The sequence below is a fragment of the uncultured Aliiroseovarius sp. genome (genome assembly GCF_947492455.1).
Classification (GTDB): domain Bacteria; phylum Pseudomonadota; class Alphaproteobacteria; order Rhodobacterales; family Rhodobacteraceae; genus Aliiroseovarius.
This window is the reverse complement of sequence record NZ_CANLNB010000004.1, coordinates 109,773-134,467: the sequence shown is the minus strand read 5'-3', so window position 1 is coordinate 134,467 and position 24,695 is coordinate 109,773. Positions and strand designations below refer to the sequence as shown.

Sequence of the window (24,695 nt, the reverse complement as noted above, 5' to 3'; positions counted from 1 at the left end):
ACTGGAAGGCACATTAGGTTTTGCAGACGTAACCCTGCTGCGACTTAAGGAATTTCTGCCCTTGTTCCGCCTGACATCCTCGGCTCTACGCCGCCTTGCCCTTCCGACCCTTCTGGCCGCGCACTGCGCTGTGGGAACCGCGGCTTACGCGGATAATGTCGCGGGGGCCTATCTGGCCGCACGGCACGCCGATCTGTCGCGCAATTTCCCCGAAATGGTTGAATATGGCACTCGTGCGATTGCGCAGGATCCGCAGAATCTGGACGTGCTGGAAGGGCTGATCGTCGCCCAGATTGCGCTTGGCAAGCTGGATGATGCGCTGCCCTATGCGCGCAGAATGGCCTCGGTCAGTAAAAACAACCAGATCGCCGCGCTGGTCCTGTTGGGCGATGCGCTGAAGAAAGGCGATTGGGACACGGCGACTGCGCTTGTGGGCACAAAGGTGTCGATCGCCCCGGTGATTGACCAGATGATTCAGGCCTGGATCCGCATTGGACAAGGCAAGATGTCAGAGGCACTGGCGATCTTCGATACGCTTGGGGAAGGCAATGCCAGCCACGGTTTCACTCTGTATCAAAAGGCGTTGATGCTGGCCTATGTCGGGGATTTCGAAGGCGCGGCCCACATTCTGGGCGGTGAGGACGGAGCGCTGCAACTGAACCGCTCGGGCCTGTTCGCGCATGCGCAGTCGCTTAGCCAAAGCGACCAACAGGGCAAAGCGCTTGAGCTGATGAAGGCCGCCCGGTCGGGCATGTCCGACGCCGAAGTCGAACAGGTGATCGCGGATCTCGAGGCGGGAAAAACGCTCGACTTCACCATCATTCGCGCGCCGCAAGACGGGATTGCCGAACTGTTGTTTGCCGTGGCCGAATCCGTCGGCCCCGAGGGCGACCAGACCGGCATCCTTCTCTACAATCGCGTGGCCGAACATCTTGCCCCAACCCATGCCGGTGTTTTGGTTCTATCGGCCCAGATCCTAGAAGATATAGGCCACCATGATCTGGCGATCGAGACCTATGGCCGGGTTCCGCAAGACAGTTTTGCGTATCAGCACGCTGCCCTTGGTCGCACCGATGTGCTGCGTCGCGCTGACCGGTTGGACGAAGCGACCGGAGAGCTACGCACGCTGGCCGAAACCTTCCCCGACACGCTGCGCTTTCGCGTGGCGCTTGGGGATACGTTGATGCAGCAGGACCGCTTTGCCGAGGCCCGCGATGCCTATGACCTTGCTATCGCCCGGTTCGAAGCCGACCTTCCCACCCAATGGCCCACCTATTTCCAGCGCGCCATTGCTGCCCACAAACTGGGCGACTGGCCCGCCGCCGAGGAAGGCTTCCGCAAAGCACTGGAGCTGAGCCCCGAGCAACCCACCGTCCTGAACTATCTGGGCTATTCGCTGGTTGAGCGGCGCGAGAAGCTGGACGAGGCATTGGGTATGATCGAACGCGCCGTCGCAGCCCGCCCGGATCGTGGCTATATCGTCGACAGTCTGGGCTGGGTTCTGTACCGCCTAGGCCGCTATGACGAGGCCGTCGTGCAGATGGAGCGCGCGGTCGAACTGGACCCGGTAGAACCGATCCTGAACGACCATCTGGGCGACACCTATTGGGCCGTTGGCCGCAAGCGCGAGGCCGAGTTCCAATGGAGCCGCGCCCTAAGCTTCATCACCGATGACACCGACCTGACCGAGCTTGATCCCGACCGCATTCGCCGCAAGCTCGAGGTTGGATTGGACGTGGTTCTGGAAGAAGAAGGGGCTGATCCCCTGCACGCGTCCGAATGAGCATCACAAAGGTTTTCGCCCCCGCCAAGGTGAACCTGACCCTGCATGTGACGGGGCAGCGGCGTGATGGCTATCACCTGCTGGACAGCCTTGTGGTCTTCGCCGATGTGGGCGATCGGATCACCGTGATGCCTGCCGAACAAAACCGGCTGGAGGTGATTGGCCCGAAAGCGGCGGGTGTCCCGGCGGATGGCTCAAACCTAGTTGCCCGCGCGGCAGACCTGTTTGGCGTCCCGGTGCATATCGTCTTGTCCAAACATCTGCCCGCAGCAGCAGGGATCGGGGGCGGAAGCTCGGACGCGGCGGCGACCATTTTGGCGCTGTCCGACCTGATCGGAGACACGCGCCTGCCCGAGGGCGTGGCAGAGCTGGGCGCAGACGTGCGCGTCTGCCTGATGCGGCAAGCCGCCCGGATGCGCGGGATTGGCGAAGACGTCGCCCCCTGCCCCGGTCTGCCGCCCTTGTTCGCGGTTCTGGCAAATCCGGGTGTGGACGTGCCAACCCCCGAGGTGTTCAAAGCGCTGGAGAGCAAACAAAACCCGCCCATGCCCAAACGGATCCCGCAGGGTATGAAAACGGGTGTGTTCATCGACTGGCTAGCAACCCAACGCAATGATTTGGAAGCCCCGGCGATTGCACGGTCCCCGGTCATTCAGGACGCGTTGGACGCGCTGACCGATCTGCCCGGCGCGCGATTGGCGCGGATGTCAGGATCCGGGGCAACGTGCTTTGCGTTGTTTGAAACCGAGGACGCGGCGCACGCCGGGGCGGCCGCGCTGGCAACGGCGCAGCCTGACTGGTGGGTAGAAGCGGCGAATCTGGCGTAAGGCTGTCGGCGGGCTGTCGGTGGCTCACTTCGTGAGCCTAGGGGGCGCTGCCCCCGCGCTGCGCGCTCCCCTGAGGTATTTAACGCAAGAGGAAGTTTAGTTCAGGCGCGCGACCACGTAGTCTGCGATGTCATGCAGCATGTGGCGGATAGGGGCGTCGGGTAGCGCGGTCAGGGCGGCTTTGGCTTTGTCTGCCCAGGCGATCGCCTCGGCCCGCGTGTCTTCCAGCGCGCCGTGTTTGTTCAACAGCTCCAACGCGCGCTCCAGATCACCCTCTTCCTGACGGCCTTTTTCGATCGTGCGGGTCCAAAAGGCACGCTCTTCGTCGTCGGCCTTGGCCACGGCCTTGATCAGCGGCAGGGTTAGCTTGCGTTCGCGGAAGTCGTCGCCGATGTTCTTGCCGGTGGCGTCGCCACCCCAATAGTCCAGCAGATCGTCCACGATCTGGAAGGAAATCCCCAGCGCGTCGCCATAGTCGAACAGCGCTTTCACCTGATCTTCCGGCGCGTCTGCGATGACACCGCCCACCTCGGTCGCCGCCGAGAACAGCGCGGCAGTCTTGCCTCGGACAACCTGACGGTAGATTTCCTCGTCCGTTGACAGGTCCTGCGCGGCGGTCAGCTGCAGAACTTCGCCTTCTGCAATCGTGGCCGAGGCATTGGATAGGATGCGCAGCACGTCCAGCGAGCCGGTATCAGTCATCAGCTGGAACGAGCGCGAGAACAGGTAGTCGCCCACCAATACGCTGGACTTGTTGTCCCACAGAAGGTTCGCGGTGGGTCGCCCACGCCGTTGGGCGCTTTCGTCCACCACATCATCATGCAGCAGCGTCGCGGTGTGAATAAACTCGACCGTCGCGGCCAAATGGATGTGATAAGGGCCGTCATAGCCACACAGACGCGCGGCGGCCAAGGTCAGCATCGGGCGCAGACGTTTGCCGCCTGCATCGACCAGATGCGCAGTCACTTCGGGAATACGCGGCGCATGTTTCGAGGCCATCCGCTCGCGAATCAGCGTGTTCACAGCATCCATATCCGCGGCCAGATGCTGGCCCAGACGCTCATGCGGTTTATGTGCAGCTTCGATCAGCATCTTCACCTTCCCGTCAACCGGCTCGACAAATGGGCGGGGATGCCCTTATCTCCGAAAGTATGAAAGAGCTTCTGAGAACCACGGATCCAACCATGATCCCCTTCGTCACCGCCCTTCTTACAGGCGAGGATATAGCTTGCTTTGCGATGGACGTCCATATGAGTGCGTTGGAAGGAAGCATTGGCATTTTGCCGCGCCGCTTGATGGTGCGGGACGAGGATTTGTTCATGGCGCAGGCGATCTTGCGCGACCACGACATCGCCTTTGAAAGCTAAGGGCCATGATGCATCCCGACGATCTGACACAGGATGATTTTCTGGGTGGGCAGCTTGTGCTGACGCAACCCAGAACCGGCTATCGCGCTGGGGTCGATCCGGTGTTTCTGGCAAGCGCCGTGGCCGCGCAGGCCGGCCAGTCTGTGTTAGAATTGGGCTGCGGCGTTGGGGCGGCATCCCTGTGTCTAGGGCGGCGGGTATCAGGGCTAACGCTGCACGGGATCGAGCGGCAGGCGGATCACGCGACCCTGGCGCGCAAGAATGCGGAAGATAACGGAATTTCCTTGACCGTGCATGACGGCGATCTGGCGCGGATGCCGGATGCGCTACGCGCCCTAAGCTTTGATCATGTGATCATGAACCCGCCCTATTTCGACCGCGCGCGTGGCAGCATGTCGCCACATGACGCCCGCGAACAGGCGATGGGGGAAGAGACCCCCTTGGCGGTCTGGATGGATCAAGCCACGCGCCGCCTGAAACCACGTGGGATGCTGACGATGATCAACGCGGCCGAGAGGTTGCCGGACATCCTATCAGCACTTGATGACCGACTGGGGTCGGTGGTGGTGCAACCGTTGTCCCCGCGCACCGGGCGCGCCGCGAAGCTGCTTCTGTTGCAAGCCCGCAAAGGCGGGCGCGCGGCGTTCCGTCTGGCCGCGCCGATTGTTCTGCATGAAGGCGCCGCGCATACTTCGGATCGCGAGCATTATACGCCCGAGATTCAGGCCATCCTGCGCGACGGGGCGGCATTGTGCTGGGGGTAAAGCCCACCAGTTAAATCCCGCGAAACCACGTCAGCGAATCCCCGCAAAGAATTGCAACGATTCCGTGACAAGCGAGGAAAAGTGTGGTGCACTCGGTACGTTCTATAAATCAACAGGAGGATCGCCATGAGCATGAGTTCGCATCTTGAAGAGCTGCGCAGGAAACACGAGGTCCTCTCGGATAAAGTCGAGGAAATCCAGCGCGCGCCCGGCACCACAGATGCCGAGATTACCGAACTAAAAAAGCAAAAGCTCCAGCTCAAGGAAGAGATTGAACGACTGACGACGGCCACGGCCTGACGGTTTTAGGCGCGGGTCAGCTCTGTTCAGACGAACCGGCACTGGCCCGTGCCGCCATCAAAGCACCCGCAGTGATCAACACCCCCGCGATCAGCAAAGATGGGTGAGGCTGCGCAACTCCCGCCAAAATCAACACAAGCGTAGACAGCAAGGGCGCGCCATAGCTTGCGACGCCCAGAAGTTGAATGTCTCCGCGTTTGACCCCCACATCCCAGACATAGAAGGCCAGCCCGACTGGCCCCAGACCAAGTCCTGCAACAGACGCCCAACCGAGCGCTCCGTTGGGCCAAACAGTGTCTTCCCACACAAGGTGCGCGCCGGTCGACAGGATGGCGGTGGCCAGACAGAACACCACGACTGACGCCGTGGGCGTATTCCCAAGCCGGCGCGACAGAACCGAATAGCCCGACCAGGTCAGCGCGCAGAGGAACGCCAGCACAAAACCCGGCAGCGCAGCCGCGTCAAAGCCGGTGGCGCCGCCCAGCACGATCAAGGCCGCACCGGCAAAGGACACCAACGCGCCGATCACATGCATTGGACGCAGGCTTTCGCCTGGCAGCAACCCTGAAAACAGCACGATGAACAGAGGCCACAGATAGGCGATCAACCCGGCCTCGGCCGCGGGTGCCATGCGCAGGGCCGAGAAATACAGCGCGTGATAGCCAAACAGCCCCAGCGTCCCGAACGCATAGACTCGCCAGCTGACCGTGCGCAAAACGCCCAACCCCTCGGTCGTAGCGATCCAGATCACGCCCAACGTTCCGCCGACCAGGAAGGTCATTGCCGCCAGTTGGAACGGCGGCACCGGGGCCGTGCCCACGGTGAACAGCGCCAGAAGCGACCACAGCAGCACAGCGATGAACCCAATCAAGGTGGCGGTTTTCCGCGTCACGCCATGTCCTCGACCGAAACGATTTTCAAGCTGTCCGTCACATGCGTGTTTTTGGCGATCTCGGCAAGCACCCAATCGCGGAACGCCGCAATCGCGGGTCGGTTTTCCTGCCCCTGACGGCACAGGAACCTAAACCGCGCCTTGGTCGACAACGCCAGCCCATAGGGCGCGACCAGGCGCCCTTCAGCCAAATACTTCACCACAAAGGCACGTCGCCCCAACACGACGCCCACCCCCGCCATCGCCGCATCCAGCGCGTGGTCGGGTTGGGAAAACACCGACGTGATCCGGGGCGTCCCATGAACGCCAGCCGCGCGTAACCACGCGGGCCAGTCACAGGGCGGGTTCAAGAAATCATCTGATGTGTTGTGGATCAAAGGCGCTGACAACAGGTCTTTCGGCTCTGGATATTTCTCGGCCAAAGCGGGCAGCATCACCGGGGTCAGCCATTCGCTCGCCAGCGGATGAGAATACAGCCCGTCATCGGGGCCATAGCCAAACCGGATGGCGACGTCGACTTCATCCCGGTTCAGGTCCACAAATTTCAAACCCGCCGCAAAGCGCAGCTCGATCTCGGGGTGATCCTGCGCGAAGTCGTAAAGCCGGGGCGCTAGCCATTTCGAGGTAAACGCCGGTCCCGCCGTCACAGTCAGCGTATTGCTGTCCAAGCTTCGCCGCGCATTCCGCCATGCGCTGGTCAGCATCTCGAACCCATCCGCCGCGCCGGGCGCCAGAAGACGGCCGGCCTCGGTCAGCTCGACGGCGCGGTTCAAGCGGTGAAACAGGGGCGCGCCAAAATGCTCTTCCAGCGACTTGATCTGAAAAGACAGGGCCGCCGGTGTCACATTCAGCTCGGCCGCAGCCTTCTGAAAAGACATATGGCGGGCCGCAGCATCAAAGGCGCGCAGGGCGGTTAAGGGGGGCAGGCGGTCACTCATTTCAGTTAAGTATCACTTATCTGAAGCCTTTGAAAGTCTCGTTTGTCGCATGTATTTCAACGCCCCATATTAAGAACACTCAAAGATGACTTAAGAGGACCAGGACCATGTTGGAGACCGCGACAAACCAGACCGAGCTTCATGCCGCCTATAAGCGCGCACATGCGGAGCGCGCCTTGGTCTTTCGGAATATTGGCCGCTGGATGTCGGCGCGTCTAGCGTCGCTGACACCTCAGTTGCCAACAAAAAGGGCCGGCCAAACTGGCCAGCCCCTGAATTGTGATTGTCCTGCGTAATTAAACGAAGAACTGCGCACCGTTGGCCGAGATGGTCGAGCCGTTGATGAAGCCAGCGTCGTCCGAGGCCAGGAAGGCTACGCAGCGCGCGATTTCTTCCGGTTCGCCCAGACGGCCTGCCGGGATGCCTGCAACGATCGAGTCGCGTACTTTTTCCGGGATCGCCATAACCATTTCGGTTGCGATGTAGCCGGGGCAGATAGCGTTGGCGGTGATGCCTGCGCGTGCGCCTTCTTGGGCCAGCGACTTGACGATACCCAGATCGCCCGCCTTGGTTGCAGCATAGTTCACCTGAGCGAACTGGCCTTTCTGACCGTTGATCGAGCTGATCACGATGATGCGGCCGAACTTGCGCTCGCGCATGCCGGGCCAGATCGGGTGAACGGTGTTGAACACGCCGGTCAGGTTGGTGTCGATGACTTCCTGCCACTGCTGCGGGGTCATCTTGTGGAACGGTGCGTCGCGGGTGATGCCAGCGTTGGCAACAACCACGTCGATCGGGCCAAGGTCAGCTTCGACCTGAGCGATACCGGCGGCGCTTTCTTCATAGCTGCCAACGTTCCACTTGTACGTCTTGATGCCGGTCTCGGCAGTGAAGGCGGCAGCTTTCTCTTCGTTGCCGGCATAGGTCGCGGCGACCTCGTAACCTTCAGCTTTCAGCGCTTTTGAAATTGATGCGCCAATACCGCGCGAACCACCGGTGACAAGTGCAACTCGGGCCATGTTTATCTCCACTTCGAATCTTGAGCCTGAAACTCTGTTACATTTTCAATTTAACTTGCGCAATATTATTGCGCAAACATTTTGCCGCAATGCAGAGTTTATTTTGCGGTTGCGACAAGAGCACGACAAAACATTTAACAAAAAAGGCGCCCGAAGGCGCCTTTTCTATCGTTCATGTCGACCTTACGGACGCTCGAGGCACATGGCCACGCCCATGCCGCCACCGATGCAGAGGGTCGCCAGACCCTTCTTGGCCTCGCGGCGCTTCATTTCGAACAGAAGCGTGTTCAGGATACGGCAGCCCGAGGCGCCGATCGGGTGACCGATGGCGATGGCCCCGCCGTTCACGTTCACTACGTCCGGGTTCCAATCCATGTCTTTGTTCACGGCACAGGCCTGTGCGGCGAAGGCTTCGTTGGCTTCAACCAGATCCAGATCCTGAGCTTTCCAGCCCGCCTTATCCAGCGCTTTGCCCGACGCGTGGATCGGGCCCACGCCCATGATCGACGGGTCCAGACCGGCAGTTGCATAGGACGCAATACGTGCCAGCGGCTCCAGCCCACGCTTCTCGGCCTCATCAGCCGACATCAGCAGCACGGCAGCCGCGCCGTCGTTGATGCCCGAGGCGTTTGCAGCGGTGACCGAACCGTCTTTGGTGAAGGCCGGACGCAGTTTTTGCATGGCTTCGATGGTGGCGCCGTGACGGATGTATTCGTCTTGGTCCACGATGATGTCGCCCTTGCGAGTTTTCACGGTGAAGGGCACGATCTCGTCCGCGAATTTGCCGGCTTTCTGAGCGGCTTCCGCCTTGTTTTGCGAGGCAACAGCGAATTCGTCCTGCATCTCGCGGGTGATCTGCCACTGCTCGGCCACGTTTTCAGCGGTCTGGCCCATGTGGTAGCCGTTGAACGCATCCCACAGACCGTCTTTGATCATGCAGTCGATGAATTTCATGTCGCCCATTTTGTGCCCGGCACGCAGGTGCGCGACGTGGGGGCTGAGGGTCATGTTCTCTTGGCCACCAGCAGCCACGATGGCAGCGTCGCCCAATTGCACGTGCTGTGCGCCCAGCGCAACGGTACGCAGACCCGAGCCACAGACCTGGTTGATGCCCCAAGCCGATGCCTCTTTCGCGAAACCAGCGTTGATATGCGCCTGACGTGCCGGGTTCTGACCCTGACCGGCCTGAAGCACCTGACCCAGAATGGTCTCGCTGACCTCGGACGGGTCAATCCCTGCGCGGGCGACGATCTCGGCCAGAACGGCTGCGCCGAGGTCATGGGCGGGCGTGTTCGCGAACGAACCCGAGAAACTGCCCACGGCGGTGCGCGCGGCCGATACGATTACGACATTGGTCATGATGCTTCCTTTTCCTCCAGACTTACGATCAGCACGCCACCGCGAATTTCAGAAATTTCCAAAACACACGCCATCATGCACGATCATTGCTGAGCGCATCCTGTGCTGCATTGCAGAGAAAATCAAGCGGCGTGAATGTGGTAGCGTTATCACGCCCACCTAGGCCGCTTTGCGCCAATAGGGATCCAAGGTCGGCACGCCGAAATAATAGCCCTGCATGCAGTCCACGCCGATCTGGGTCAGAAAGGCCGCATCTTCGGCCGTTTCGACGCTTTCGGCCACGGTGAACATATCAAAATGCCGCGCGACCGAGACCATCGCCTGTGTGAGGATCTGATTGTCCGGGTCGCTGTGGATCCCGCGGATGAACTCGCCATCAATCTTGATGATGTCGAAATAGAAATCCTTGAGGTATTTGAACGAGGTATAGCCTGCCCCAAAGTCATCCAGCGCAAAGCTGATACCGTGACTTTGCATCTCGGCCATGAAGACGCGGACAAGTTCGGGCATGGTGATGGCAGTGCGTTCGGTGATCTCAAGGATCAGACGTTCACCCAGATGCGGGTCGTCTTCCAGCCCACGCTCCAACACCTTCTTCCACCCCGGATACCCAATCGACCGCGCAGACATGTTGATGGACAAACGCAGGTTGGGTTCGGCCTGCAGCGCCTCCAGCCCTTTTTCCAGCGCAAGCGCATCCAGTTTGCGCCCCATCTCTTTATCTTCGACCGAGTCGATGAAGTCCTTTGCGGGAATCACCCGCCCGTTTGGATCCAGAACGCGGATCAGCCCTTCGAAAAACGCACGGCGATCTGGCTTGGTCGTTTGCACGACAGGCTGAAAGGCCAGCCGGACGCGTTTTTTGCGCAATGCCTCGCGCACAAGGTTGATCGCGTCCTTGTCCCGCATCCCGATGGCCGAGCTGAGCGGATCGCCCACTGGCCCACCCACAGGGTCTTGCATCTGTGTGTCCGGGGATGTCTTACTTCCGAAGTTGAACATGGTGTCACCTGTGCTGCCGTACGACCATAAGTGGCAATTCAGTGCTAACGAGACGTAAATCAGATAGTTTGTCTAAAAGTGTAATGGATCCGAGAACATGACCGACTCCCACGCGCAAACCACTGACTTGATCCGCTGTTCTTGGTGCGGGAGCGAGCCGATTTATCAGGAATATCATGACCTTGAGTGGGGCGTGCCGGAATGGGACGGACGCGCACTTTGGGAAAAGTTAATCCTTGATGGCTTTCAGGCCGGGCTCAGCTGGATCACGATCCTTAAAAAGCGAGATAATTTTCGCGCAGCGTTTGAAGGGTTTGATCCCGAGCGCATCGCCACGTGGGGCGAGCCCGAGATCGAGCGCCTTTTGCAGGACAAAGGCATCATTCGGCACCGCGGGAAGATCGCAGCGGCCATCACCAATGCACAGGCCTATCTGGATTTGGGCGGCGCGGACGCCTTTCGGGATATGATGTGGGGCTATGTGGATGGGAAACCGCTGAACGGGCGCTACAAGGCGCTCGACGAGGTGCCGACCTCGTCCCCGTTGTCGACACAGATCTCGAAAGACCTGAAGAAAGCCGGGTTCAAGTTCTGTGGTCCGACAATTGTCTATGCGTGGATGGAGGCCTGCGGGCTGTTCAACAACCATCTGGTCAGCTGCCATCGGCACGATCAGGTCTAGCTGAGGCTCGCCAAAAGCTGGGTACTGGGCACGCCGGTTACGGGCATGCCGCGCGACGCCTCGTAGGCGCGGATGGCGGCGCGGCCTTTTTCTCCGATCACGCCATCTGGGCGCCCTGCCTGAAACCCCAGTTCGTTCAGACGCTTCTGAAGCGCCTGACGTTCGGCGGTGCTCATCCCCCAAGGCTTCTTGGGATAGCCGGCCCGGATCGCACTGCCCCCCGCCAGACGGTCGGACAGGTGGCCCACACCGATCACATAGCTGTCGGCATAGTTATAGGTCTTCAGAACGTGGAAATTCTGGAAGATCATAAAGACGGGACCACTCGGACCAGCTGGCAGAATCAGTGCGCCGCTGGCGGCACCGGTCAGCGGGTGCCCAGCTACATTCGTCACGCCCAACTTCCCCCAATCGCGCAACCGGCGCGAATAGATCCGCCCGGTCAGGGCCAGATCAAACCCTTTGGGCAAGCGGACCTCAATCGCCCAGGGCTGGCCTTTCACCCACCCCTTGGCGCGCAGATAGGCTGCCGTTGACGCCAGCGCATCTGTCGGATCATCCGACCAGATGTCGCGCGCACCGTCACGGTTGAAGTCCTCGGCATGAGCCAGATACGAACTGGGCATGAACTGCGTGTGCCCCATCGCCCCGGCATAGGACCCCTTCATGCGGGATGGCGACACATCACCCGCGGTCAGGATCTGCAAGGCGGCCAACAGCTCGGCCTCGAACAGATCGCGGCGGCGGCCTTCATAGGCAAGTGTAGCCAGCGTCGACAGCACCGAGGCCGATCCGCGCACCGCACCATAGCTGCTTTCCATACCCCAGATCGCAACGATGACCTCTTTCGGAACACCGTATTTCCGCTCAATCTTCTTCAGAAGCGTCGGATAGCGCGACAGTGCCCTCTGCCCGCCCTTGATCCGCTGGGGCGAGGCCGCCGACGAAATATAGTCCTGCAAGCTGCGCGCGGTTTCCGCCGGTCGGCGGTCCGACTTGATGACCGAGGGCAAATACTCCGCCCGTCCAAGCGCCTTTAGCGCCGCATCACTCACCCCCGCCGAACGTGCGTTGGATGAAAACCCCGACAGCCACCCCGTGAACCCGCTATCGGCCAGCACGCGCCCCGGCATCACCGCCGCAGCGGTCAGCGTGGCCATCGCCATACGGCGGCTCAAGGACGGGATAGGTCGGGTCATCGGGGATCCTGTTGGCAGCAGCGTGTCCGGCCACTTTAGGGACAGTCCATGACGACACAAAGGCAATCCGGCCCGATCGGCAAAAGCGTGCCATGAACAAGCAGAGCTACAGCAATTGCACCTACCCGCCTTGCCGCGTATAGCATGCAGTCAGCAGAAATATGTCCTGAAAGGCAGATCATGAGCGACGACACGAAATCCGCGAATGAAATGTGGGGCGGCCGGTTCTCGGCAGGGCCCGACGCGATCATGGAGGCAATCAACGCCTCGATCGGCTATGACCAGCGCATGGCGCGACAGGACATCGAAGGTTCGCGCGCGCATGCCGCGATGCTGGCCGCGACGGGTGTAATCACCGAGGACGACGCCAAGGTCATCCGCGAAGGCCTGCTGACCGTGCTGGCCGAGATCGAAGCGGGCAATTTCGCCTTCTCGACCGCGCTGGAAGACATCCACATGAATGTCGAAGCGCGCCTGAAAGAAATCGTCGGCGAACCCGCTGGCCGTCTGCACACCGCGCGGTCACGCAACGACCAAGTCGCCACCGATTTCAAACTGTGGGTCCGCGACCAGATGGACGCCGCGATTGATGGGCTCGAAGCCCTGATCCGCGCGCTTTTGGGGCAGGCCGAAGCGGGTGCCGACTGGGTCATGCCCGGCTTCACGCACCTGCAAACCGCACAGCCTGTGACATGGGGCCACCACATGATGGCCTATGTCGAGATGTTTGGCCGCGACATGTCCCGCTTCCGTGACGCCCGCGCCCGGATGAACGAAAGCCCGCTGGGATCTGCTGCGCTTGCAGGCACGTCCTTCCCCATCGACCGTCACATGACCGCCGAGGCGCTTGGCTTTGACCGCCCGACCGCGAACTCGCTGGACGCTGTGGCCGACCGTGATTTCGCGCTGGAATTCCTGTCCTCGGCCACCATCTGCGCCATGCACCTGTCGCGCTTCGCTGAAGAGCTGGTGATCTGGTCCTCGGCCCAGTTCCGCTTCGTGCGCATGTCGGACAAATGGTCGACCGGCTCGTCGATCATGCCGCAGAAACGCAACCCGGATGCCGCCGAGCTGATCCGCGCCAAGATCGGCCGGATCATGGGCGCCAACATCGGCCTGATGACCGTGATGAAGGGGCTGCCGCTGGCCTATTCCAAGGACATGCAGGAAGACAAAGAGCAAGTCTTTGACGCAGCCGACAACCTGATGCTGGCGCTGGCCGCGATGACCGGGATGGTCAGCGACATGACCGCCAACACCGAAAGCCTTGAGGCTGCGGCCTCGTCTGGGTTCTCGACCGCGACCGATCTGGCCGATTGGTGCGTGCGTGCGCTGAACATGCCGTTCCGCGACGCCCACCACGTCACCGGATCGCTGGTCGCGATGGCCGAGGATCGCGGCTGCGACCTGCCGGACCTGTCGCTGGAAGACATGCAGTCGGTCAACGCGCAAATCACCGAGGAAGTCTTCGGGGTTCTGGGCGTCCACAACTCGGTCGCCTCGCGCACCAGCTATGGCGGCACTGCACCGTCGGAAGTACGCAAGCAGATCGCACGTTGGAAAGAAAAACTGGGGAAAGAGGTGCTGGCATGATCCGCGCGCTTCTGATCACCGCCCTTTTGGGGCTGGCGGCCTGTGGCGCGGATGGCGAGCCAATCCGTCCGGGATCGCCCGAGGATACCCAAGCAGAGTAGCTTCAAACGCCGGTCCACGTGGCCGGCGTTTGCTTTTGCGAGGCTCTGCCTCGCGCTCCGGGATATTTATGACAAGAAAAAGAGCAGGCCCGGAGGGTTGAGCGGCAGGCGCAGTTCCGCTAGGGCAGTCGGGAAGCGCAGACAGACGAGGCCCAAGATGGACCATTTCCTTTACCGTGACGGCGTGTTGCACGCCGAAGACGTATCGATTGAAGAGATCGCTGCCGAAGTTGGCACGCCCTTCTATGTCTATTCCGCGGCCACGTTGAAACGTCATATCGGGCTGTTCAATGAAGCGCTAGACTGGGCCGATCATCTGGTCTGTTTCGCCGTGAAATCGAACTCGAACCTTGCCGTGCTGAAACTGCTGGGTGAGATGGGCGCAGGGATGGACGTTGTCTCGGGCGGGGAATACCGCCGGGCGATTGCGGCGGGCGTACCGGGGGATCGGATCGTCTTTTCCGGCGTTGGCAAAACCCGCGAGGAGATGCGTCTGGCGCTGACGGGTGGCATCCGCCAGTTCAATCTGGAAAGCGAACCGGAAATGCGGGTTCTGTCCGAAGTGGCCAGTGAAATGGGCGTCGTCGCCCCCGTCACCGTGCGCGTGAACCCGGATGTGGACGCGAAGACCCACGCCAAGATCTCGACCGGGAAATCGGAGAACAAGTTCGGCATCCCGATCGCCCGCGCGCGCGAGGTCTATGCAGAAATCGCATCCCTGCCCGGGCTGAAGGCCGTCGGCATCGACGTGCATATTGGCTCGCAGCTGACTGAGTTGGAGCCGTTCCGTCAGGCCTATCAGAAAGTGGCCGAACTGACCGAAGCCCTGCGCGCAGACGGGCACGACATCACGCGTCTGGATTTGGGCGGTGGGCTTGGCATTCCCTATGAACGCTCGAACGAAGCGCCGCCATTGCCCATCGAATACGGCCAAATGGTGAAGGAAACAGTTGGCCATCTGGGGTGCGAGATCGAGATCGAGCCTGGGCGTCTGGTCTCGGGCAATGCCGGGATCATGGTCACATCCGTGATCTATGTGAAAGAGGGCGAAGGTCAGGACTTCCTAATCGTGGACGCTGCGATGAACGATCTTGTACGTCCGGCCATGTACGAGGCGCATCACGACATCATCCCCGTGGTGGAGGCCGCCCCCGGCGAGGACAAGTCGCGCTACGACATCGTTGGACCGATTTGCGAGACCGGCGACACCTTCGCCAAAGGCCGCGATCTGGACAGTCTGAAGCCTGACGATTTGATCGCTTTCCGCTCGGCAGGCGCATATGGCGCGGTGATGGCGTCCGAGTACAACTCGCGCCCCTTGATCCCCGAAGTGCTGGTGATGGGCGATCAATATGCCGTCATCCGCGCACGTCCCACCTATGAAGAAATGCTGGGACGCGATACCATTCCAGAATGGCTCTGATGACCCCACGGGTCCGGTGACCCGGCCCGACCTGTCCCAGAAGGTGCAAAAGCGCCTTCGTTGGCCCTTGGCACTGACAAGGGGCGGGATGGTTTTGGAGCGGCTCTGGCAGGTCGGATGGCCTTTGGCGAGTGTCGTCTTGGTCACGATTGCGCTGGCAGGCTTCGGTGGGTTGCGGGGCTGGGCGGCGCCTGTGGTGCTTGTCCTTGCCGCGCTGATCTTCCTTATCCGCGCCACGCGCCGCTTTGTCTGGCCCACGTCAGGCCATGCGCTCCGGCGATTAGATGACAGCCTGACCGGCCACCCGATTGCTGCGGTTCAAGATGATCAGGCAACGGGTGTGGGCGACGCGGCCTCGGCCCAGTTGTGGCACGCGCATCAGGATCGGATGCTGGCGCGGCTGGGCGATGTAAAGGCGGCCCCGCCCGATCTGCGGGTGGCGGAAAAAGACCCCTATGCATTGCGATTGATCGCAGCGACTGGGGCGGTCATGGCGATTGGGTTCGGCTCGTGGAACAGCACGGCGCCCACGGGCGCACCCGGTGCGGCGGCGCAAATTGCCGCCAGTTGGGAAGGCTGGATCGAGCCGCCGTCTTATACCGGGCAACCCAGCCTCTATCTTGATGACCAACCCGATGGCGCACTGACCATCCCGAAGGACAGCCGTCTGACCCTGCGCCGCTATGGCGACCCTCTGGCCTTGGCTTTCACCGGATCAGTTCTGGACAGTGAAGCGGGCGCGGCCTCGAGCCTCAGCCAACGGATCACCCGCAGCGGTACGTTGTCCATCGATGGCCCAACGGCGCGCAGTTGGACGCTGACTGCGCTACAGGATACGCCCCCGACCATCCGCCCAAGCGGACCGCTGACCCGGCAATTGAACGGGGATTTCACGCTCAATTTCGTGGCCACCGATGACTATGGCATCACAGGAGGTGCCGTCATCATCACCCTGTCGCTGGACGATGTGACACGGGCGTATGGGCTGTCCATCGATCCAGAACCCCGGACCGAAGTCGCTGTAGACCTGCCCCTGCCCTATCGCGGGGCGCGCAAATTGATCGAAGGGACGCTTCAGGAGAATCTGGTCGAACACCCTTTCGCAGGCCTGCCCGTGACGCTTACCTTTGTCGCGCAGGACGGGGCGGGTCAGGAAGGCGACAGCCAGCCCTACCCGATGATCCTGCCCGCCCGGCGCTTTCTGAACCCGATGGCCAAGGCGCTGATCGAACAGCGCCGCGACCTCTTGTGGAACCGCGCCAACGCCCGACGTGTCACGCAAGTTCTGCGCGCCACGCTGTTTCAGCCCGAAGACCTGTCCCTGCCCGAAGGCATCTATCTACAACTTCGCGGCGCGATCCGGCGGCTCGAGGCGGGGCTGGCCTTTACCGATGTGGCGGGCGGCGTCCCCGGCGATCTTCGCGACGAGGTGGCGCAGGTTCTTTGGGATGTAGCGGTCGAGCTGGAAGACGGTCAGCTGGACGACGCCCGCGCCCGCATGGAAGAGGCGCAGCGGCGTCTGGAACAAGCCATGCGCGACGGGGCTACACCCGAGGAACTGGCCGAGCTGATGGACGAATACCGCGACGCGATGCGGGACTATATGGACCAGTTGGCCCAGCAAGCCCCGGAAGGCGATCCCAACGCGCCGCAGCCTGACAATATGATCGAACTCAGCCAATCCGATCTGGACGCGATGATGGACCGGATCGAGGAACTCATGCGTGAAGGCCGCACCGACGAAGCGATGGAGCTGCTCGATCAGATGCGCCGGATGATGGAGAACATGCAGGCCCAGCGCGGCGGCGAAAGCCAGCGCCCCGGCGAAGCGGCGCGCGACGAACTGCGCGAGACCATGCGCCAGCAGCAGGGCCTGTCGGATCAGGCCTTCCGCGATCTTCAGGAACAAGGGCAAGGGTCCGCCGCCGGTGAAAACCAAGAGAACGAAGGGCGCGATGGCGGTCAGGGGCGCGGGCAGAGCCACGAGGGATCGGGCGGCGAGCAGGGTCAGGATGGACAGGGCGGCGCGCAGGAAGGTCAAGACAGTCAAGGCCGTGGCGGCGATCCGGGCACCAGCCTTGCCGACCGGCAACGCGCACTGCAAGACCAGCTAGACGCCCAAAGGCGCAACCTGCCCGGCGCGGGCGATCCCGCAGGACAAGCCGCCCGTGACGCGCTGGACGAAGCGGGCCGCGCCATGGGAGAAGCCGCCGATGCGCTGGAACAAGGCGACATCCCCGAAGCCTTGAACCAACAAGCGGACGCGATGGAAGCCATGCGCGAAGGCCTGCGCCAGTTTGATCAGGCGATGGCAAACCAACAAGCCCGCGAGAACGGTCAGCAGGGTGAAAACCCGGGCGAAAGCAATCAGGCCTCGGATCAGGATCCGCTGGGACGCAGCGCATCAGGACGCGGCGGCGCGACCTCGACCGACAGTCCTTTGGGGGACACGGACGAGATCTATCGCCGGGCCGAAGAGTTGATGCAGGAATTGCGCAAACGCTCGGGCGAGTCAGACCGCCCGCAATTGGAACGCGATTATTTGGAACGTCTGTTGGATCAGTTCTGATCCGCAGTTACATCCGCTTGCGTGCAGACAACGCGGCCGAGATCGTGCCCTCGTCCAGATAATCCAGCTCGCCCCCGATGGGGACACCCTGCGCAAGGGATGACACCACGCAGCGGCCTTCGAGTTCATCCGCGATATAATGTGCGGTGGTTTGGCCATCGACGGTGGCGTTCAGGGCCAAGATGACCTCGCTGATGTTGTCATCAACCACCCGCTGCACCAGACGCGGAATGCCCAGATCATCGGGGCCAACGGCGTCCAGCGCCGACAACGTGCCGCCCAGCACATGATAGCGGCCCTTGAACAGGCCCGCGCGCTCCATCGCCCACAGGTCGGCCACATCTTCGACCACGCAGATCTCGCCCGTCGCACGTTTTTCCGACACGCAAATGTCGCAACGATCCGAGGTCGAGACATTGCCGCAGGTCACGCATTCCCGCGCGGTTTCCGCCACCGCCTGCATCGCATCCGCCAAAGGCGTCAGCACCAGCGCGCGCTTGCGGATCAGATATAGCACCGCCCGACGCGCCGAGCGCGGACCCAGCCCCGGCAGCTTCGCCATCAGCTCGATCAGGTTCTCGATATCGCGCGGTGCTTCTGACATGCGTTAGAACGGCAGGTTCATATCTTTAGGCAGGCCCAGCTCTTCCGTCAGACGCGACATTTCGCTTTCCGAACGCTGTGCAGCTTTCGCCTGAGCATCCTTGATCGCGGCAAGGATCAGATCCTCAACCACTTCTTTTTCATCCGGATTGAAGATGGTGGGGTCGATGTCCAGACCGGTCAGCACACCTTTGGCAGTAGCGGTCGCCTTGACCAGACCCGCGCCGCTTTCGCCCACGACGGTCATCGTCTCGAGGTTCTCCTGCAGCTCGGCCATCTTGGCCTGCATTTCCTGCGCTTTCTTCATCATCCCGGCCATATCGCCGAGACCGCCCAGTCCTTTGAACATGTGATGCTCCTGTTATGTCACTTGAGCTTTAGATACGGGGCGCAGGCACCGGATACAAGGCAGGGCCTAGTCTTCCTCGAACGGATCCCATTCGTCTTCGACCTCGGCCAGACCCTCTTCGGCGGCTTCTTGCACCATATCCTCGGCAGATCGGATTTCGGTGATGCGCGCCTTTGGGAAGGCGGCGATCACGGCCTGCACCAAGGGATGCGCCTTGGCCTCTTCCTCCAGCGCCAGCTTTTCGCCATCGCGGGTTTCGGTGATGGTCGGCGCCTCGCAGCCATTGACCAGCGTCACGCCCCAGCGCACACCAGTCCAGCCATGCAGGCGCTGCGCCAAACGCGCCGCCAGATCCTGCGGGGCACTGTCCGAGGGCGTGAATTCGATCCGTCCCGGTTGGTATGCGGCCAAACGCACTCCGCCTTCGACCTCAACCAACAGCTTCACGTCGCGGTTGGTGCGGATCAACTCGACCACATCCTCAAACCGCGCATATCGCGCAAGCGAGGTTTCGGCATCCGCCGCCACGGCCAAGGCCGTCGCCCCGCCGCCCGGTCCTGAAGGCATAGATTGCGTCGACATGGCCGGCGCTCCCATCGGCGCGCCATTGCCCGCTGGCATCCCGCCACCACCACCCGGGCCTGCAGGCGGCGTGGGGCTATCTTTCAGCTTGCGCACCAGTTCCTCGGGCGAGGGCAGATCTGCCACATGGGTCAGACGAATAACCGCCATTTCCGCCGCCATCATCGCGTTGGGCGCACGGCCAACTTCCTCGATCGAGGTCAGAAGCATTTGCCACATCCGCGCCAGCACACGCATTGGCAAAGCCTGCGCCATCTGCTGCCCGCGCGTGCGTTCGTCGGGCGAGACCGTCGGATCCTCGACCGCTTCCGGCGTGATCTTGATGACGCTGACCCAGTGCGAAACCTCGGCCAAATCGCGCAGCACCGCCATCGGGTCGGCCCCGTCGGCATATTGCGCGCCCAGCTCGGTCAACGCACCCGCAGCGTCACCCTTCAGGATCATATCAAACAAGTCCAAAACCCGGCCACGGTCTGCCAAGCCCAGCATCGCGCGCACCTGATCGGCGGTGGTTTCCCCCGCCCCGTGCGAAATCGCCTGATCCAGCAATGACTGCGCATCACGGGCAGATCCCTCGGCGGCCCGCGTGATCAGCGCCAGCGCATCATCTGCAATCTCGGCCTTCTCGGCATCGGCAATCCGGCGCAGCATGGCCAGCATGTCTTCAGGTTCAATCCGACGCAGGTCAAAACGCTGACAACGGGACAGCACGGTCACCGGAACTTTGCGAATCTCGGTCGTCGCGAAGATGAATTTCACATGTGCCGGTGGCTCTTCCAGCGTCTTCAACAGCGCGTTGAACGCACTGGTCGACAGCATGTGCACCTCATCGATGATATAGATCTTGTACCGGGCCGAGGCCGCCCGGTAGTGCACGCTTTCAATGATTTCGCGAATGTCGCCAACCCCGGTGCGGGATGCGGCGTCCATCTCCATCACGTCCACGTGCCGCCCTTCGGCAATCGCGACGCAGTGCTCACACTCGCCACAGGGCTCAACCGTCGGGCCGCCCTGCCCATCCGGACCGATACAGTTCATCCCCTTGGCGATAATCCGCGCCGTGGTCGTCTTACCGACCCCGCGAATGCCGGTCATCACAAAGGCTTGCGCAATCCGATCCGCCTCGAACGCATTCTTCAGCGTGCGGACCATCGCCTCTTGCCCGACCAGATCGGCAAAGGTTTCAGGGCGATATTTACGCGCCAGAACCTGATAGGCGGGGGCGTCGGATTGCGTGTCGGTCATGGAATGCCTTCGGGCCGGATTCGTGTCCGGGCCAGACTATGCGGCCAAAGCCGCGCCGTCCACCGAAAGCCAATTGGCGGATGGCTTTCTGCGTGCTACGCCAAGCGCATGGAACCGCTCTTTCCCATCGCACACCTGCCCGCAGGCAACGGCATCCTTGGCATCTGCCCCATCCCCGGCCGAAGCGGAGTTTACCGCGAAGACTTGGAAACGCTGCTTGATTGGGCACCAGACATGGTTCTGACCATGACCACCACGCGCGAAATGGATAGTTTTGGCGCTGCCGATTTGGGCCGCGACCTGACACAGGCGGGCGTCATCTGGCACCACCTCCCCATTCAGGATTTCGGCGCCCCCTCTGCGAAAATCATTGCAAGCTGGGAAGGTATCTCACCCGAAGCCCACCGCACCCTCGCCCGAGGCGGCAAAGTGCTGGCCCATTGCAAAGGCGGCTGCGGACGGTCCGGCATGATGCTTCTGCGTATCCTGTGTGAAACCGGAGAAGCCCCGAACAAGGCCCTCAACCGCCTACGCGCCGTGCGTCCCTGCGCCGTCGAGACCGACGCACAGAAAAACTGGGCCAGCAGCCCCTAACCCGCATTTTCTTGTCCTAAATATCCTGGGGAAGAGGGAAAGCACCCGCTTTCCCTCTGGGGCGAAGCCCCTCAGGCTCGCGAAGCGAGCTATCGACCTTTGCGCTTACCGGCCCCACGCACATGCGCATTGACCATCTTCGAGAACTTCTTCTCCCGCGACCGCGACTGCGCCACGGTTTCCGAGTTCTTCTTCTCGCCCTTGCGCAGCTTCATCCAGCGATCCAACCGTTCTAGATCCAGATCCCCCGCCGCAATCGCCGCCTGAACAGCACAGCCTGGCTCGGTCTCATGGGCGCAATCGGAAAAGCGGCACTGCGCTTCCAGCTCGGCCAGATCGTCAAAGACGTTGTCGATGCCCTCGCGCGAGTCCAACAGCCGCAGCGCACGCATGCCCGGCATGTCGATGATCCACCCGCCCTGCAACATGGGTCGCATCGAGCGTGCCGTGGTCACGTGACGGCCCTTGGCGTCATCCTCGCGGATCCCGCCTGTGGCCGCATCGCCGCCGGTCAGCGCATTGGTCAGCGTGGTTTTCCCCACACCAGACGAGCCAATGAAGGCAGCGGTTTGCGGCGCCTTGCACCACGCAGCCACTTCGGCCGCACTTTCGGGATCCCGCGCGTTTACAGTCAGAATCGTCAACATCGGATCCAGCGCCTGCGCCTCGCGCTCGTACTCACGCGGGTCATCGCAGAGGTCGGCCTTGGTCAGTACCAGAACCGGATAGCACCCGGCCTCGTGCGCCAATGCCAGAAAGCGTTCCAGACGCGCGACGTTGAAATCATCGTTGCACGAAGTCACGATGAACAGCGTGTCCACGTTGGCCGCGATCAGCTGCACATGAGCATCGGTGCCCGCGCCACGTCGCTGAAGCAACGACCGGCGTTCAAGGATATGCTGAATGCGCATTTCCGGGTCCGCCAGAACCCAGTCGCCCACCGCAAGCTCACCAGCCGAGAACTTCGGCGTGGTCAGAATCACGGGGCCATCCGCGCCAAGCGCATTCATCTGCGCGCGGTGGATTTCGGTCAATCGGTAAGGGGTCAGCGTGTCCGGGTATTCGGCGCGCGCCTGTTCGAAGGATGCGGACCAGCCAAGGTCCATAAGTGTCAAAGTCATTGATCTGCCTGATTTAGCACAAAAGAACACCCATCGCGCAGACGCGGCGTAGGGTGCATGGGGTCAGGCAGGGCCGGATCACTCCGACGGGCGACAACCTGCCTGAAAGGCGGTGACGACACTCATAAAATCCCTCCGTTCGAATGCGTGGCGAATATCGGGGATCGCCGCGCGGGCTTTGGTCCGACTGTGTGAAACGGTGTTTCATGTGTCGGGGCTGGTGTCCCTCTCGGGGAAACTGCGTTTCCCCTGTCGGGTGCTTCAAATCCTGCGGATTTGAAGCTGGGTGAGAGGCTGAACACGACCCAGACGGGGCTCGTTGTGGCTGCTTCCTTCCGGACCTGACCAGATTGGCGAGGCGCCTACCCGCGCCAACCTCTCGCCTTCCATATATGAGGCTGCGCTGAGGGATGCAAGCCTCAGAGCGGTAGCTCGTAGCAGGTAAATCCACGCGCATCACATGCGGCCAGTTCGTTCAGACGAAGCCACGGATACTCTTTGACAACCTCGCGCCCTTGTGGCGAGGATCGAAACCAGACAGATGCACCGTCGACGGGCACAAACTGCCAGATCGGAGACGCTTCGACCGCGAGACAATCCTGATTGGCAACATAATCCGTCAACAGCTCGCGAATCTCGACCGGGACGACTGGAAGAATGTCCTCAGCCGCGGGCAGAGGATAATTCCCCCCGCCCAACACGCGATAATCCGTCGTGGCCAGTAGGAACTGGTCGTCATCCCGGACTGCACGCCCCTCGTGACACAGCGCCCTGATGCGCCCTGCGGTGGCCGACCGCAGAGCCCCCGCGGGCGAAAACCGCGACGGCTGGGTCAGATCAACCTGATAGGTCAGCCCCAAAATGCTCTCGTGAATATAGCCCGGCACGCCGTCATCTTTCAGCTGCACTGCGGTCTGTCCCGGCAGAACCTGATTGAAGATGCTACAGGACCGCTCAAGCCAATCGCGCAGGAATGCGCCCGTCACCTTTACCAGCGCAAAACTGTTGGGGAACATATAAAGGTCCGCCAAGGACCGCTGCGTCAGCGTTCCCGCACCTAGGGCCGTGTAATAGTCCGGCCCGCCAAAGCCACCCGACTTAAAGGCCGCACTGGCGGCCAGAAGCGGCAGATCGGGCAAGCCCAGCGCATCTTTGCACAAACGAGCGTGGTCCAACATGGCATGCTGTACCAACCGCGTGGCGCTGTCCGCCCCCACCAGAGTGAAGTAGTTGTTCAGCGGGCGCACCGTTTCCCCCACCCTTGCCTGCATCGCCGCGCGGGTGCTGTTGTGCAGATCCGAAAACAGCGCCTCAATGGTGTTGTTTTCAAGAGCCGCGCAACAGGGATCGTCCGACACCGCGCGCAGGCTGGCCGCGCCAGTGCACACACTCCACTGCCCATCAAGACGTGTCATCGACAGGTCAATCACCCCCAGATGAGACCCCCAGAACCCCGGCATGACCGTAGGAACGCCGTTTAGAAAGCCGTCATCCTCGGCGCCATCGGCAGGGAACACCTGATGCGTATGCCCGCCAACCAGCGCGTCGATCCCCGGAATGGCCGAGAGCGGATGCAGAACGTTCTCCATATCCGCACTATGCGCTGTGTCCCCCAACCCACTATGGGCCAGCGCGATGATTACATCTGCGCCTTCCGCCTTCATCTGAGGCACATAGCGAAGGGCGGCGTCCAGTATATCACGCGTGTCGATCTGCGCCTGATGCAAAGAGTTCGGCGGCAGGAAACCAATCACGCCAATTGTCAGCACCTGCACCCGGCCGAGATCGTCTTCCACCTGCCGCCGCAGCAAGACATAGGGCGCAACCCCCGCCCCCTCTGGCAGGTCCGCATTCGCCGTCAGCACGGGGAAATCCGCCCCGCGAATGGACCGCAACGCCGCATCGCACCCCTGATCAAAATCATGATTGCCCAGGTTCATGGCATCATAGTTCAGATGGTTCATCGCGCGGATCATGGGATGCACTGGATCGCCACCCACATGGGGCAGGCGCTCGCCCAGCGCCGAGCCATACAGGCAATCCCCGTTATCCACCAAGATCACATTGGCCGCTTCCCGACGCGCTTGGTCAATCAGCTGTGCCGTCCGCGACAGTCCCCACCCGCTGACAGACCGGTCCGCGTGATAGTCATAAGGTAGGATGTTCATGTGCAAATCGGTTGTGGCCAAGATCCGCAGGCGCACGCGAACTCCTTGATCCGCAACCGGATTCCGAACGAAATGCCTCATTCCGCTACCATTTCTTTGTCTCGGCCACTTGCCCCACTCTTCTTATAAGTGTTTGTGTCGCGCTATTTCTCGCTAATGTTGTATAATGTCAATTTAATGACCCGATAACGGCAAGATTCAAAACTGGACAGTTG

22 protein-coding genes and 1 other RNA gene are annotated in these 24,695 nt (G+C 61.5%); 10 read left to right on the top strand and 13 right to left on the bottom strand.

Annotated elements, in window-relative coordinates; translation table 11 throughout:
• The first annotated feature begins 61 nt into the window (after window positions 1-61).
• Window positions 62-1,783, top strand: coding sequence for a tetratricopeptide repeat protein (locus tag Q0677_RS10560; RefSeq protein WP_298909455.1), 1,722 nt, complete (start codon window positions 62-64; stop codon window positions 1,781-1,783).
• Window positions 1,780-2,610 carry a 4-(cytidine 5'-diphospho)-2-C-methyl-D-erythritol kinase gene (locus Q0677_RS10555; RefSeq protein ID WP_298909449.1) on the top strand — a complete coding sequence of 277 codons (831 nt, stop codon included), beginning with the start codon at window positions 1,780-1,782 and terminating at the stop codon, window positions 2,608-2,610. Before Q0677_RS10560 ends, Q0677_RS10555 begins: the two co-directional genes overlap by 4 nt.
• 96 nt (window positions 2,611-2,706) lie before the next feature.
• On the opposite strand, the gene Q0677_RS10550 is transcribed toward Q0677_RS10555, so the two are convergent.
• On the bottom strand, window positions 2,707-3,702 hold the full coding sequence (locus Q0677_RS10550; protein ID WP_298909446.1) for a polyprenyl synthetase family protein: 996 nt from the start codon (window positions 3,700-3,702) through the stop codon (window positions 2,707-2,709).
• Window positions 3,703-3,761: 59 nt separating this feature from the next.
• On the opposite strand from Q0677_RS10550, the gene Q0677_RS10545 reads away from it, so the two are divergent.
• The 3 genes from Q0677_RS10545 (at window position 3,762) to Q0677_RS10535 (ending at window position 5,041) form a co-directional block, all read left to right on the top strand.
• Window positions 3,762-3,977: a DUF2007 domain-containing protein gene (locus tag Q0677_RS10545; RefSeq protein ID WP_133489139.1), complete on the top strand. Its 216-nt coding sequence runs from the start codon at window positions 3,762-3,764 to the stop codon at window positions 3,975-3,977.
• A gap of 5 nt (window positions 3,978-3,982) precedes the next feature.
• Entirely contained in the window at window positions 3,983-4,741 is a 759-nt protein-coding gene (locus Q0677_RS10540) for a methyltransferase (RefSeq protein ID WP_298909441.1), read from the top strand.
• 126 nt (window positions 4,742-4,867) lie between these two features.
• On the top strand, window positions 4,868-5,041 hold the full coding sequence (locus tag Q0677_RS10535; protein WP_163037945.1) for a YdcH family protein: 174 nt from the start codon (window positions 4,868-4,870) through the stop codon (window positions 5,039-5,041).
• Window positions 5,042-5,057: 16 nt separating this feature from the next.
• Here the strand turns inward: Q0677_RS10535 and Q0677_RS10530 are convergent, their stop codons facing one another.
• From Q0677_RS10530 to Q0677_RS10510, 5 genes are all read right to left on the bottom strand, one after another.
• A complete protein-coding gene (locus Q0677_RS10530) occupies window positions 5,058-5,933 on the bottom strand; it encodes an EamA family transporter (RefSeq protein WP_298909433.1) in 876 nt (291 codons plus the stop codon).
• Window positions 5,930-6,871, bottom strand: a complete 942-nt coding sequence (locus tag Q0677_RS10525) for a transcriptional regulator GcvA (protein WP_298909430.1) — start codon at window positions 6,869-6,871, stop codon at window positions 5,930-5,932. The genes Q0677_RS10530 and Q0677_RS10525 overlap by 4 nt, the downstream gene beginning before the upstream one ends.
• Window positions 6,872-7,167: 296 nt before the next feature.
• Window positions 7,168-7,890 (bottom strand): acetoacetyl-CoA reductase, encoded by a 723-nt coding sequence (gene phbB, locus Q0677_RS10520; protein WP_298909428.1) that lies wholly within the window; start codon window positions 7,888-7,890, stop codon window positions 7,168-7,170.
• Between the two features lie 183 nt (window positions 7,891-8,073).
• Window positions 8,074-9,249 carry an acetyl-CoA C-acetyltransferase gene (locus Q0677_RS10515; RefSeq protein WP_298909425.1) on the bottom strand — a complete coding sequence of 392 codons (1,176 nt, stop codon included), beginning with the start codon at window positions 9,247-9,249 and terminating at the stop codon, window positions 8,074-8,076.
• A gap of 159 nt (window positions 9,250-9,408) precedes the next feature.
• Window positions 9,409-10,212 carry an EAL domain-containing protein gene (locus Q0677_RS10510; RefSeq protein WP_298909422.1) on the bottom strand — a complete coding sequence of 268 codons (804 nt, stop codon included), beginning with the start codon at window positions 10,210-10,212 and terminating at the stop codon, window positions 9,409-9,411.
• A gap of 136 nt (window positions 10,213-10,348) precedes the next feature.
• Between Q0677_RS10510 and Q0677_RS10505 the strand changes: the two genes are divergently transcribed.
• Window positions 10,349-10,933, top strand: a complete 585-nt coding sequence (locus Q0677_RS10505) for a DNA-3-methyladenine glycosylase I (RefSeq protein ID WP_298909419.1) — start codon at window positions 10,349-10,351, stop codon at window positions 10,931-10,933.
• Here the strand turns inward: Q0677_RS10505 and Q0677_RS10500 are convergent.
• Complete coding sequence (locus tag Q0677_RS10500; RefSeq protein WP_298909416.1) at window positions 10,930-12,132, bottom strand: lytic murein transglycosylase; 1,203 nt, start codon at window positions 12,130-12,132, stop codon at window positions 10,930-10,932. The genes Q0677_RS10505 and Q0677_RS10500 overlap by 4 nt on opposite strands.
• Before the next feature lie 180 nt (window positions 12,133-12,312).
• Between Q0677_RS10500 and argH the strand changes: the two genes are divergently transcribed.
• The 3 genes from argH to Q0677_RS10485 all read left to right on the top strand — a co-directional run bounded on the left by argH (window position 12,313) and on the right by Q0677_RS10485 (window position 17,818).
• Entirely contained in the window at window positions 12,313-13,725 is a 1,413-nt protein-coding gene (argH, locus tag Q0677_RS10495) for an argininosuccinate lyase (RefSeq protein ID WP_298909414.1), read from the top strand.
• A gap of 258 nt (window positions 13,726-13,983) precedes the next feature.
• Window positions 13,984-15,249 (top strand): diaminopimelate decarboxylase, encoded by a 1,266-nt coding sequence (gene lysA, locus Q0677_RS10490; RefSeq protein WP_298909410.1) that lies wholly within the window; start codon window positions 13,984-13,986, stop codon window positions 15,247-15,249.
• Complete coding sequence (locus Q0677_RS10485; RefSeq protein ID WP_366940966.1) at window positions 15,179-17,818, top strand: TIGR02302 family protein; 2,640 nt, start codon at window positions 15,179-15,181, stop codon at window positions 17,816-17,818. The genes lysA and Q0677_RS10485 overlap by 71 nt, the downstream gene beginning before the upstream one ends.
• Before the next feature lie 7 nt (window positions 17,819-17,825).
• On the opposite strand, the gene recR is transcribed toward Q0677_RS10485, so the two are convergent.
• The 3 genes from recR to Q0677_RS10470 form a co-directional block, all read right to left on the bottom strand.
• Complete coding sequence (gene recR / locus Q0677_RS10480; RefSeq protein ID WP_298909405.1) at window positions 17,826-18,422, bottom strand: recombination mediator RecR; 597 nt, start codon at window positions 18,420-18,422, stop codon at window positions 17,826-17,828.
• Between the two features lie 3 nt (window positions 18,423-18,425).
• Window positions 18,426-18,770 carry a YbaB/EbfC family nucleoid-associated protein gene (locus Q0677_RS10475; protein WP_133489112.1) on the bottom strand — a complete coding sequence of 115 codons (345 nt, stop codon included), beginning with the start codon at window positions 18,768-18,770 and terminating at the stop codon, window positions 18,426-18,428.
• Between the two features lie 66 nt (window positions 18,771-18,836).
• Entirely contained in the window at window positions 18,837-20,597 is a 1,761-nt protein-coding gene (locus tag Q0677_RS10470) for a DNA polymerase III subunit gamma/tau (RefSeq protein WP_298909403.1), read from the bottom strand.
• A 108-nt stretch (window positions 20,598-20,705) separates the two neighbouring features.
• Between Q0677_RS10470 and Q0677_RS10465 the strand changes: the two genes are divergently transcribed.
• A complete protein-coding gene (locus tag Q0677_RS10465; protein ID WP_298909401.1) occupies window positions 20,706-21,191 on the top strand; it encodes a protein phosphatase in 486 nt (161 codons plus the stop codon).
• Between the two features lie 89 nt (window positions 21,192-21,280).
• Here Q0677_RS10465 and rsgA read toward each other — a convergent pair whose 3' ends face one another.
• From rsgA to Q0677_RS10450, 3 genes are all read right to left on the bottom strand, one after another.
• Window positions 21,281-22,312, bottom strand: a complete 1,032-nt coding sequence (gene rsgA / locus Q0677_RS10460) for a ribosome small subunit-dependent GTPase A (RefSeq protein ID WP_298909398.1) — start codon at window positions 22,310-22,312, stop codon at window positions 21,281-21,283.
• 284 nt (window positions 22,313-22,596) lie between these two features.
• Window positions 22,597-22,694: signal recognition particle sRNA small type (gene ffs, locus Q0677_RS10455), an RNA gene on the bottom strand.
• 37 nt (window positions 22,695-22,731) lie between these two features.
• Window positions 22,732-24,516: a bifunctional 2',3'-cyclic-nucleotide 2'-phosphodiesterase/3'-nucleotidase gene (locus Q0677_RS10450; protein ID WP_298909396.1), complete on the bottom strand. Its 1,785-nt coding sequence runs from the start codon at window positions 24,514-24,516 to the stop codon at window positions 22,732-22,734.
• Between the last annotated feature and the right edge of the window lie 179 nt (window positions 24,517-24,695).